This window comes from Pseudomonas sp. PDM24 (assembly GCF_019218905.1).
Classification (GTDB): Bacteria; Pseudomonadota; Gammaproteobacteria; order Pseudomonadales; family Pseudomonadaceae; genus Aquipseudomonas.
In genome coordinates this window covers 1-533 of sequence record NZ_JAHUWR010000022.1, presented here as the reverse complement: position 1 = coordinate 533, position 533 = coordinate 1, and the positions used below count along the sequence as shown (strand labels likewise).

Here is a 533-nt window from a genome sequence, read left to right as displayed (position 1 = left end):
TGAAGACGACATTCGCCGAAAATTCGCGATTAAACTCACAAATTTTACCTTAGCCTGATCACCACCAGTGAAAGTGGCCATCAGTCTATCTTTCTATCACATACCCAAATTTTTAAAGAACGATCTAGCCAAAGACTAGAAATCAACATTCACCATCGTCACGATGGAATGCTCATTTCTAAGCTTTCAACAAACAGAAGCAGTAGTGGTGGAGCCAAACGGGATCGAACCGTTGACCTCCTGCGTGCAAGGCAGGCGCTCTCCCAGCTGAGCTATGGCCCCGTATTTCTACAGGCGTTTCCCACACAAAATTGGTGGGTCTGGGCAGATTCGAACTGCCGACCTCACCCTTATCAGGGGTGCGCTCTAACCAACTGAGCTACAGACCCAATTTCGGGCTGCTTCTTATCGTCTTCTTCAATGAATCAAGCAATTCGTGTGGGAACTTATGGAGCAGCTGATGTCGTCGATTAAGGAGGTGATCCAGCCGCAGGTTCCCCTACGGCTACCTTGTTACGACTTCACCCCAGTCA

At 48.4% G+C, this 533-nt stretch carries 2 tRNA genes and 1 rRNA gene; all 3 read right to left on the bottom strand.

Features of this window, described 5'->3' with window-relative positions:
- Positions 1 to 206: 206 nt before the first annotated feature.
- A tRNA-Ala gene (locus KW837_RS28580) sits at positions 207 to 282 on the bottom strand.
- Between the two features lie 30 nt (positions 283 to 312).
- Positions 313 to 389, bottom strand: a tRNA-Ile gene (locus KW837_RS28575).
- Positions 390 to 471: 82 nt separating this feature from the next.
- Positions 472 to 533, bottom strand: a 16S ribosomal RNA gene (locus KW837_RS28570); the annotation flags it as partial.